The following is a 10635-nucleotide window of genomic DNA, read 5'->3' as shown; positions in this document are numbered from 1 at the left end:
GTTACTCGTCATCGTCGAAGTTGTAGCTACCCGGCGCCAGGTTCTCGAAGCGAGTGTACTTGCCGATGAACGCCAGGCGGATAAAGCCGATCGGCCCGTTCCGCTGCTTACCGATGATGATTTCGGCGATGCCCTTGTGCTCGGTCTCGGGGTGATACACCTCGTCGCGATACACGAACATGATGACGTCGGCGTCCTGCTCGATCGCTCCGGATTCCCGCAAGTCGGAGTTCACCGGGCGCTTGTTGGGACGCTGTTCCAGGGAGCGGTTGAGCTGGGACAACGCCACCACCGGGCAGTTGAATTCCTTGGCCAGGGCCTTGAGGGACCGGGAAATCTCGGAAATCTCGTTGGTGCGGTTGTCGCCGCTGGAGCCGGGGATCTGCATCAATTGCAGGTAGTCGATCATGATCAGCGCAATGTCGCCGTGCTCACGCACCAGGCGGCGGGTACGTGCGCGCATCTCCGACGGGCTGATGCCCGCGGTGTCATCGATGAACAACTTGCGATCGTTGAGCAGGTTGACCGCCGAGGTCAGGCGCGGCCAGTCGTCGTCTTCCAGGCGACCGGCACGGACCTTGGTCTGGTCGATACGGCCCAGGGACGAGAGCATCCGCATGATCAGCGATTCACCTGGCATCTCCAGGGAGTACACCAATACGGTCTTGTCGCTGCGCAACACGGCGTTTTCCACCAGGTTCATCGCAAAGGTGGTTTTACCCATGGATGGACGGCCGGCGACGATGATCAGGTCGGCCGGTTGCAGGCCGCTGGTCTTCTCGTCGAGGTCGGTGTAGCCGGTGGAAATACCGGTGATGGCGTTGTCGGTGTTGAACAGCGTGTCGATACGGTCGATGGCCTTGGTCAACAGCTCGTTGACGCCCACCGGGCCGCCAGTCTTCGGGCGTGCTTCGGCGATCTGGAAGATTTGGCGTTCGGCTTCGTCGAGGATCTCGGCGGCGGTGCGGCCTTCGGGGTTGAAGGCACTGTCGGCGATTTCGGTGCTGATGCCGATCAACTGGCGCAGGGTGGCGCGCTCGCGGACGATCTGCGCATACGCCTTGATGTTGGCGACGGACGGCGTATTTTTTGCCAGTTCACCGAGGTAGCCCAGACCGCCGACTTGGGAGGTCTGGCCTTCCTTGTCCAGCTGCTCGGCCAGGGTCACCACGTCGATCGGCGAGTTCTGGTCGGCCAGCTTGGCGATGGCACGGAAGATCAGGCGGTGGTCATGGCGATAGAAATCACCGTCCGAGACTTGATCCAGCACGCGCTCCCAGGCGTTGTTGTCCAGCATCAAGCCACCGAGCACGGCCTGTTCGGCCTCGATGGAATGCGGCGGCACCTTCAGGGCAGCGGTTTGCAGATCGTATTGCTCAGGAGCTGAAATATCGTTCATGGCCACTTGGAATTTGGGGTGTGTAGAAAAACAAAAGGCACGACCTGTAAACAGGATCGTGCCCGATGTTAACCGGCTGACACCGTAGGTGCCAGTCAGTTAGGTGCGACTTAAGCTGCTACCACGACAACGCGTACGGTGGCTTCAACTTCGGCGTGCAGGTGCACGGCTACGTCGAATTCGCCTACGTTGCGGATGGTGCCGTTCGGCAGACGAACTTCGCTCTTCTGCACTTCAACGCCGGAGGCGGTCAGTGCATCAGCGATGTCGTGGGTGCCGATCGAACCGAACAGCTTGCCTTCGTCACCGGCGGTGGCAGTGATAGTCACTTCCAGCTCAGCCAGTTGGGCAGCGCGAGTTTCGGCCGAAGCTTTCTTGTCTGCTGCTGCTTTTTCCAGCTCAGCACGACGCTCTTCAAACGCAGCCAGGTTGGCAGCGGTTGCAGCGGTGGCTTTGCCGTATGGCAGCAGGTAGTTACGACCGTAGCCGGCCTTAACGTTCACTTTGTCGCCCAGGTTGCCCAGGTTGGCGACTTTTTCCAGAAGGATCAGTTGCATGTGAAAATCCTCTAACTTTTAACCTTCACCGTTCGCGTTGTCGGCGTCTTTCGGCGCCAGACGACCGCGAAAATCAATCAGGCCGTCGACAATGGCCAAGACCACGAGTAACGGATAGATCAGCTGCATGAACAGCAACAGCGTGACGTACAACCCCACCAGCCAGAATTTGGCCAGGCGCTTTCGCGCAACCAGCCCATGAATCAGGGCCAATCCGGCAAACACCAGCGGTACGCTGCAAATCGGCGCCAACACGGCCATCTGTGGGCCGAAATTCGGCCCGACAACCATGCACGCCAGCAGCAACATCGCCGGCCCCGCTGGGATTCTGATACTGCGAAATTCGCGACCAAAACCACCCGGGTTGTACAACAACGCCTGCCAATAGCGCCCAACAATCAGGCTCAGCACGCTGACGACCTGCAACAATGCCGCAATCAGGCCGGTCAGGACCGGGGCAATCAGTGACGCAAACCGCGCTCGCTCATCTACCGACAATTGCTGGTAGAGATCCCCGAGGGCCATCGGCAGGATCTTGACGATCTCTTGCGACAGCGCTTCGATTTGCGGGCGGAAAGCCGCGCCAAGCATCACTGAGTACACCAACCCCAATGCCACGCTGACCAGCAGCGTGCGGACCCAGGACTCACTTGCGCGCAGAACCAACGCAAGGCTCGATGACCCCAGCAGTACCAGAAGTACCCGTGGATCACCCAATTGCACCCACCAGATCAAGGCAGGCAACAATCCCAGGGCAAGAACGCCAAGGGCGTCCTTCAAACCGCGCCGCAGCAGCACAAGGCAACCAGCGGCAGCACCCAACCAATAAAGCAACGGCAATGCCGCACATCCAGCCACTACCAGAGTGGCCTGCACACGACCGCGCATGATGAACTCAGCTAAGGCGCGCATGCATTCAATCCCTTACTACTTGTCGACTGCCCGGTCTCAGCGGCCGTGGCTGTCGGTGTAGGCCAGCAGGGCCAGGAAGCGGGCGCGCTTGATAGCGGTGGCCAGCTGACGCTGATAACGAGCTTTGGTACCGGTGATACGGCTTGGAACGATTTTGCCGGTCTCGGATACGTAGGCTTTCAGAGTGTTGAGATCTTTGTAATCGATCTCCTTCACTTCTTCAGCGGTGAAGCGGCAGAATTTACGACGACGGAAGAAACGTGCCATTTGATAGGCTCCTTAAAAGGTCCGTGGATTACTCGTCAGCGTTGTCGCTGTTGTCGCTGTCATCACTATCAGCGCTTTCAGCGCCTTCGTGCTCAGGACGGTCGCGACGCTCACGGCGCTCACTGCGGTTTTCTTCAGCCTTGAGCATCTCGGATTGGCCGGTAACGGCTTCTTCGCGACGGATGACCAGGTTACGGATCACTGCATCGTTGTAGCGGAAGTTGTCTTCCAGCTCGGCCAGGGCCTTGCCAGTGCACTCAACGTTCAGCATCACGTAGTGAGCCTTGTGAACATTGTTGATTGCGTAGGCCAGTTGACGACGGCCCCAATCTTCCAGACGGTGGATTTTGCCGCCGTCTTCTTCGATCAGCTTGGTGTAACGCTCAACCATGCCGCCGACTTGCTCGCTTTGATCCGGGTGGACCAAAAAGATGATTTCGTAATGACGCATGAATGCTCCTTACGGGTTGTAGCCTGCCGCTCAAAAACGGTCAGACAAGGAGTGAATGACACTTATGGATCTTGCCGAAGGGGGACACATCGGTGCCCGCCAGGAAGGCAAGGGGCGCAATTGTAGAGAAGGGGGAGGAAGCGTGCAAGGTGATTGGTGATTATTTGAACAATCACCTTCTCAGGCCAAACACAAAACCAATGTGGGAGCGGGCTTGCTCGCGAATACGGTGTATCAGCCCCAATTGCAGTGACTGACATACCGTATTCGCGAGCAAGCCCGCTCCCACATTTGGCCTGCGACAGACCTAGTTACTTCTTCGGCTTGGCCTTCGCGCCACGCTGACGCTGCGCTTCGAACAAGCACACGCCGGTGGCAACCGACACGTTCAAGCTGCTGACGCTACCGGCCATCGGCAGGTGCACCAGATAATCGCAGTGCTCACGGGTCAGGCGACGCATGCCCTTGCCTTCGGCGCCCATGATCAGGATGGTCGGGCCGGTGAGGTCCTGGTCATAAATGCTGACCTCCGCCTCCCCTGCCGTGCCCACGACCCACAAGCCGCGCTGCTGGAGTTTCTCCAGGGTGCGCGCCAGGTTGGTCACGGCCACCAGCGGAATCACTTCCGCTGCACCGCAGGCAACCTTGCGCACAACCGGCGTCAGGGTGGCCGACTTGTCTTTGGGCACGATCACCGCCAGTGCGCCGGCAGCATCTGCCGAACGCAGGCAGGCGCCGAGGTTGTGCGGGTCGGTCACGCCGTCCAGCACCAGCAACAGCGGCGCACCCTCGGTACGGTCGAGCAGCTCGTCGAGCATCGCCTCGCCCCAGACCTGGCTCGGGCTTACGTCCGCAACCACGCCCTGGTGAACGCCTTCGACCCAAACGTCCATTTCACGACGCTCGGCTTGACCGATGGCAACCTTGTTTTGGTTCGCCAGCTCAACCAGCGCCTGAACGCGCGGCTCGCTGCGACCTTCTGCCAACCACACTTGTTTGACGCGCTTCGGGTGGTGACGCAGCAGTGCTTCCACGGCGTGTACGCCGTAGATTTTTTCCAGACTCATGACTTGGCCTTAGGTTTGCGCGACCCGCCGCTTTTGGCAGGGGCCGAGCCCGCTTTCGGCGGGCCTTTACGGTGTTTACTCGGCTTGCTCGACGGTTTTTCCGCCCCGTGGGACTTTCCCCCAGACGCCGCTTTACCACCGCTTTTGGCTTCGTTGAGCAACTGCTGCTTCAACTCACGACTCTTGCGCAGCTCGGCATTTTTCGCCGCGGCGTCGCTCGGGCGGTAGGCCTCGGGGGCTTTTTCCTTGGCCGCAGAGCGACGAGCAACCTTGGCCGGCTCAGGCTCAGGCGCTGCTTTGGCAGGGGCACCCTTGCCTTTGCTTGCCGGAGCAGTGGGTGTACTGCCACGCTTTTTACGGCTACCCGGCGACTCGGCCGGCTTGTCGGACATACCAAAATCGATCTTGCGCTCGTCGAGATCGACGCGCATGACCTGCACTTCCACGGTGTCGCCCAGACGGAAGCTGCGACCGGTGCGCTCGCCCGCCAGGCGGTGATGCACAGGATCGAAGTGGTAGTAGTCACCCGGCAAGGCGGTAACGTGTACCAGGCCTTCGACGTAGATGTCGGTCAGTTCCACAAACAGGCCAAAGCCGGTGACGGCGGTGATCACACCTGGGAACGACTCGCCTACGCGATCCTTCATGAACTCGCACTTGAGCCAGTTCACCACGTCGCGGGTAGCTTCGTCGGCGCGGCGCTCGCTCATGGAGCACTGCTCGCCCAACTGTTCCAGGGCCGCTTCGTCGTACGGATAGATCCGTGCCTTCGGAATGGTCATGGCACCGGCGCGCTTGACGTGCGGGGTGTTCTGCTTGGAATGGATCACGCTGCGGATCGCGCGGTGCGTGAGCAGGTCCGGGTAACGACGGATCGGCGAAGTGAAGTGCGTGTACGCTTCGTAATTCAGGCCGAAGTGGCCCTGGTTATCGGCGCTGTACACCGCCTGGCTCAGGGAGCGCAGCATTACGGTCTGGATCACGTGGTAATCCGGACGATCCTTGATGCTCGCCAGCAGTGCCTGGTAGTCCTTCGGCGTCGGGCCGTCCTTGCCTTTGTGCAGGGACAGGCCGAGCTCGCCGAGGAACGCGCGCAGCTTCTCCAGACGCTCCGGCGGCGGGCCGTCGTGCACGCGATACAGCGCAGGAATTTCGTGCTTCTGCAGGAATTCGGCAGTGGCCACGTTGGCCGCCAGCATGCATTCCTCGATCAGCTTGTGGGCATCGTTACGCGTGGTCGGGGTAATCGCGGCGATCTTGCGCTCGGAACCGAAGACAATCCGGGTTTCCTGGGTTTCAAAATCGATCGCGCCACGGGTATGACGGGCGCCCAGCAACACTTTGTACAGCGAATAAAGCTGCTTGAGGTGCGGCACTACGCCAGCGTATTCAGTACGCAGGGCCTTGGCTTCGCTGGTCTTCGGCGTTTCCAGAATGGTGCTGACCTTGTTGTAGGTCAGGCGCGCCTGGGAGTGGATCACCGCTTCATAGAACTGGTAGTCGGTCATTTCGCCGGTTTTCGAGATGGTCATCTCGCACACCATGGCCAAACGATCGACTTTCGGGTTCAGGGAGCACAGGCCGTTGGACAGCTGCTCAGGCAGCATCGGAATCACGCGCTCGGGGAAATACACCGAGTTGCCGCGCACCTGGGCTTCGTTGTCCAGGGCCGAACCGATCTTCACATAGCTGGACACGTCGGCAATCGCAACGAACAACTTCCAGCCGCCGGAAAACAGACGCAGCTTGCCCGGCTTGGCTTCGCAGTAGACCGCATCGTCGAAGTCGCGGGCATCTTCGCCGTCGATGGTGACGAACGGCAGATGGCGCAGGTCGATGCGTTTTTCTTTGTCTTTTTCTTCCACTTCCGGCTTGAGCTTGGCGGCTTCTTTCAGCACAGCCTCAGGCCAGACGTGAGGAATATCGTAGGTGCGCAGCGCAACGTCGATTTCCATGCCCGGCGCCATGTAGTTGCCGACCACTTCAACAATATCGCCCTGTGGCTGGAACCGTGCGGTTGGCCAGTGGGTGATCTTCACCTCGACGAACTGACCGACCTTGGCGGCGCCATTGCGACCCGGGGTGATCAGCACTTCCTGCTGGACCTTCGGGTTATCCGGCACTACAAAGCCGATGCCGCCTTCTTCGAAGTAACGGCCAACGATGGACTCGTGGGCACGGGACACCACTTCGACGATCACGCCTTCACGGCGACCACGACGGTCGAGGCCAGACACGCGCGCCAGCGCACGGTCGCCATCGAACACCAGACGCATTTGCGCCGGGCTCATGAACAGGTCGTCGCTGCCGTCGTCTGGGATCAGGAAGCCGAAGCCGTCACGGTGGCCGGCGATGCGGCCCAGGATCAGGTCAAGCTTATCCACAGGTGCATAAGTGCCACGGCGGGTGTAGATCAGTTGTGCGTCGCGCTCCATGGCACGCAAGCGGCGGCGCAGGGCTTCGAGCTGGTCTTCGGTGGTCAGACCGAATTCTTCAACCAACTGCTCGCGGCTAGCAGGCGAACCCCGATCGGCGAGATGCGCCAGGATCAGTTCGCGGCTAGGAATAGGGTTTTCATATTTTTCCGCTTCACGAGCGGCCTCGGGATCGAGGGACTGCCAATCGGCCATTAGAGAGTTTTCACCTTGTCTATATGCGGGTTAGTTTGGCATACGCGTATTGAAACGGGAAATTTCAGGCATCAACAAGCGTTTAAAAGCCCTTTGGTGCCCTTTCCAGGCACCTTGCACGACCACTGGAGAAATATTCCAGGTTTTTTTCATGGCAGGGGTTTACAGCTCTAAAGCCCCTCCGTATAGTGCGCGCCATCGACGACGGCAACGTTGTTGATGTTGCCCAGGTGGTGAAATTGGTAGACACGCCAGCTTCAGGTGCTGGTGACCTTACGGTCGTGGAAGTTCGAGTCTTCTCCTGGGCACCAAATTCAGATCAAACCCGCGAAAGCGGGTTTTTTCGTTTCAGGCCTTTGATTTTTAACGCAAATCCCGATTTATTTTTTTGAATCAGGGGTTTACAGATCTAAAAGCCCGCCGTATAGTTCGCCCCATCAACAGCGGCAACGTTGCTTGATAATGCCCAGGTGGTGAAATTGGTAGACACGCCAGCTTCAGGTGCTGGTGATCGCAAGGTCGTGGAAGTTCGAGTCTTCTCCTGGGCACCAAATTCAGATCAAACCCGCGAAAGCGGGTTTTTTCGTTTCCGGGGTTTGAAAACGCCAGCCTCAAAAGTTGCATACCTATTCCCCCCTCGCCCGCACTTGAGAAGGTTTATCGTTTATCCTTGCAATGATTTGTTGCACTCAAGCGAGGAAACCTCCGGATGATGATCCGCGATACCCGTCTCAAGACATCCCTTCTGCGTGGCCTGACCATCACTCTGCTCGGCCTGACCCTGCTCTCGCCCGCCGCTTATTCTGCCGACAAGGTCTCCCTGACCCTGTACAACGGTCAGCACAAGGAAGTCGGCGATGAACTCGCCAAGGCCTTCGAAGCCAAGACCGGCATTCACGTCAACGTGCGCAAAGGCAGCAGCAACCAGCTGGCCAGCCAGGTCGTCGAAGAAGGCGCACGCTCCCCGGCCGATGTGATCTACACCGAAGAGTCGCCGCCGCTGAACAAACTCGGCGAGCAAGGCATGCTAGCCAAGATCGACGCCGCCACCCTCGATGTCTTGCCCAAGGACTATGTCGGCGCCAATGGCGACTGGATGGGCGTGACCGCGCGCACCCGCGTCGTGGCCTTCAACCCGAAACTGATCGCCGAAAAAGACCTGCCCAAGTCGGTGCTGGATTTCGCCGGCCCCGAGTGGCAAGGCAAGGTCGGCTTCGTGCCCACCAGCGGCGCGTTCCAGGAACAGGCCGTGGCGATCATCAAGCTGCACGGACGTGACGCCGCCGAAGAATGGCTGACCGGCCTGCGCGCATTCGGCAAGGTCTACAGCAACAACATGGTCGCCCTCAAAGCCGTGGAGAATGGCGAAGTGGCCACCGTGCTGGTGAACAACTACTACTGGTTTGCCCTGAAAAAGGAAAAAACCAACCTGGATTCGCAACTGCATTACTTCACTGATGGCGACGTTGGCGGGCTGATCACCGTGTCGTCCGCTGCCGCGCTGAAATCCAGCAAGCATCCCAAGGAAGCCCAGCAACTGCTGGCGTTCATGGCCAGTGAAGAAGGCCAGCGCGTGATCACCAACACCTCGGCCGAATACCCGCTGCGCAAGGGCATGGAATCCAGCCGCGGCCTCAAGCCTTTCAGCGAGTTGCAACCGCCGAAAGTCACCCCCGCCGACCTGGGCAACGCCGAAGAAGCCCTGGACCTGGAACGTGACGTTGGCTTGAACTGATGAACCCATCGCTCTGCGCCCCCGCCCTACGCGGGGGGTTCAGCCCGCGGCGCAAGCGGCCGTCGATCTGGCTGCTGTTGCCCGTGCTGTTTCTGGTGGGCTTGAGCCTGCTGCCGCTGGTGTACGTCGGGCTCAAGGCCTGGCAGGCTGGCTGGGCCGAGGCCGTGCACCTGCTGTGGCGCCCGTATGTATTCGGCCTGCTGCGCAACACCCTCGCGCTGATGGTCGGCGTGACGGTGACGTGCGCAGTGGTCGGGCTGTCCCTGGCGTGGCTGCTGGAACGCAGCAACCTGAGCGGTCGGCGTATCTGGGGCGTGATCCTGTGCCTGCCGTTTGCGGTGCCGGCGTTCGTCAGCAGCTTTACCTGGGTGTCGTTGAGTGCCAACTTCGAAGGCCTCGGCGGCGCGATCCTGGTGATGAGCCTGTCGAAATACCCGCTGGTCTTCCTGCCGGTGGCGGCGACCCTGCGAAACCTCGACCCGTCCCTGGAAGAGTCCGCACGCACCCTGGGGCTGAACCGTTGGGGCGTGTTCTGGCGCGTCACCCTGCCCTTGCTGTGGCCGTCGCTGCTGGCCGGGGCGTTGTTGATCGCGCTGCATATGCTGGTGGAATTCGGCGCGCTGTCGATCATCGGCCTGCAAACATTCACCACCGCGATCTACCAGCAATTCGAACTGGAATTCAGTAACGCCAACGCCGCGATGCTCTCGGCGGTATTGCTGGTGATGTGCCTGACATTGCTGTGGCTGGAGCTGCGTGTACGCGGCAAGGGCCGACACGTGCGCATCGGCCAGGGCGCGGCGCGACATGCCGGGCAGGTGCGATTGGGCAAGTGGGCACCGCTGGGGCAACTCTATTGCCTGGCACTGGCGATCATCGGCAGCGGCATTCCGTTGGGCATGCTTGGTTACTGGCTAGCGGTAGGTTCATCGGCAGCGTTTCCGGTGGCCGCGATCAGTGAGGCGCTGCTGTCCTCGCTGGCGCTGTCCCTCGGCGGCGCAGCGTTGTGCCTGGTGCTGGCGGTGCCGGTAGGCTTGCTGGTGGTGCGTTATAAAGGCCAGTTGGCGATCTGGGCCGAGCGCTTGCCCTACCTGCTGCACGCCCTGCCCGGCCTGGTGATTGCGTTGACGCTGGTGTATTTCGCGCTGCATTACGTGCCGGCGCTGTATCAGACGTCGGCGCTGTTGCTGATTGCGTATGCGTTGCTGTTTTTGCCTTTGGCTCAAGCACCGATCCGTACGGCGCTGAACAAGGCTGCTCCGCAATTGGAAGAGGCTGCACGCACCTTGGGCGCGTCGTCGTTCAGCGCGTTTTGCCGGGTGACCTTGCCGATCATCTTTCCTGCATTGGGTGCGGCGTTCGCACTGGTATTTCTGGATGCCATGAAGGAATTGACGGCGACCTTGCTGCTCAGCCCGACCGGGTTGAATACCCTGGCGACGGCAGTGTGGGCGCACACTTCGAATGTGGAATTTGCAGCGGCGGCGCCGTATGCGGCGCTGCTGATTCTGGTGTCGGGGTTGCCGGTTTATCTGCTGACGACTCGGATGTATCTGAGCCGCTGATACCGCTATCGCAGGCAAGCCAGCTCCCACATTTGACGGTATTCACAAATCA

Annotated in this window: 9 protein-coding genes and 2 tRNA genes; 4 read left to right on the top strand and 7 right to left on the bottom strand. The window is 60.0% G+C overall.

All coding sequences use genetic code 11. The annotated features are described in order from the left end of the window. Position 1 precedes the first annotated feature (1 nt). The 7 genes from dnaB to rnr form a co-directional block, all read right to left on the bottom strand. Entirely contained in the window at positions 2–1399 is a 1398-nt protein-coding gene (gene dnaB, locus PSH81_RS02695) for a replicative DNA helicase (RefSeq protein WP_192300266.1), read from the bottom strand. Positions 1400–1509: 110 nt separating this feature from the next. Next, a complete protein-coding gene (gene rplI, locus PSH81_RS02690; RefSeq protein ID WP_003171376.1) occupies positions 1510–1956 on the bottom strand; it encodes a 50S ribosomal protein L9 in 447 nt (148 codons plus the stop codon). A gap of 18 nt (positions 1957–1974) precedes the next feature. Continuing rightward, the gene (locus tag PSH81_RS02685) at positions 1975–2868 is read right to left on the bottom strand and encodes a hypothetical protein (protein WP_192300267.1); all 894 of its coding nucleotides are present in this window, start codon (positions 2866–2868) and stop codon (positions 1975–1977) included. Positions 2869–2904: 36 nt separating this feature from the next. Next, positions 2905–3135 (bottom strand): 30S ribosomal protein S18, encoded by a 231-nt coding sequence (gene rpsR / locus PSH81_RS02680; protein ID WP_003171373.1) that lies wholly within the window; start codon positions 3133–3135, stop codon positions 2905–2907. A gap of 28 nt (positions 3136–3163) precedes the next feature. Further along, positions 3164–3586, bottom strand: a complete 423-nt coding sequence (gene rpsF / locus PSH81_RS02675) for a 30S ribosomal protein S6 (protein WP_003217491.1) — start codon at positions 3584–3586, stop codon at positions 3164–3166. A gap of 311 nt (positions 3587–3897) precedes the next feature. Next, positions 3898–4653, bottom strand: coding sequence for a 23S rRNA (guanosine(2251)-2'-O)-methyltransferase RlmB (gene rlmB, locus PSH81_RS02670; protein ID WP_226455607.1), 756 nt, complete (start codon positions 4651–4653; stop codon positions 3898–3900). After that, on the bottom strand, positions 4650–7283 hold the full coding sequence (rnr, locus tag PSH81_RS02665) for a ribonuclease R (RefSeq protein WP_305391959.1): 2634 nt from the start codon (positions 7281–7283) through the stop codon (positions 4650–4652). Before rnr ends, rlmB begins: the two co-directional genes overlap by 4 nt. A 224-nt stretch (positions 7284–7507) precedes the next feature. Here rnr and PSH81_RS02660 point away from each other — a divergent pair. The 4 genes from PSH81_RS02660 to PSH81_RS02645 all read left to right on the top strand — a co-directional run bounded on the left by PSH81_RS02660 (position 7508) and on the right by PSH81_RS02645 (position 10583). After that, positions 7508–7594: transfer RNA gene (locus PSH81_RS02660), tRNA-Leu, on the top strand. A gap of 153 nt (positions 7595–7747) precedes the next feature. Beyond that, a tRNA-Leu gene (locus tag PSH81_RS02655) sits at positions 7748–7834 on the top strand. A gap of 158 nt (positions 7835–7992) precedes the next feature. Then, positions 7993–9018 (top strand): extracellular solute-binding protein, encoded by a 1026-nt coding sequence (locus PSH81_RS02650; protein ID WP_192300270.1) that lies wholly within the window; start codon positions 7993–7995, stop codon positions 9016–9018. Then, positions 9018–10583: an iron ABC transporter permease gene (locus PSH81_RS02645; RefSeq protein WP_226455605.1), complete on the top strand. Its 1566-nt coding sequence runs from the start codon at positions 9018–9020 to the stop codon at positions 10581–10583. The genes PSH81_RS02650 and PSH81_RS02645 overlap by 1 nt, the downstream gene beginning before the upstream one ends. The last annotated feature ends 52 nt before the right edge of the window (positions 10584–10635 follow it).

Source organism: Pseudomonas sp. FP2335, from assembly GCF_030687535.1.
Taxonomy (GTDB): Bacteria; Pseudomonadota; Gammaproteobacteria; order Pseudomonadales; family Pseudomonadaceae; genus Aquipseudomonas.
This window is presented reverse-complemented; position numbering and strand designations above follow the sequence as displayed.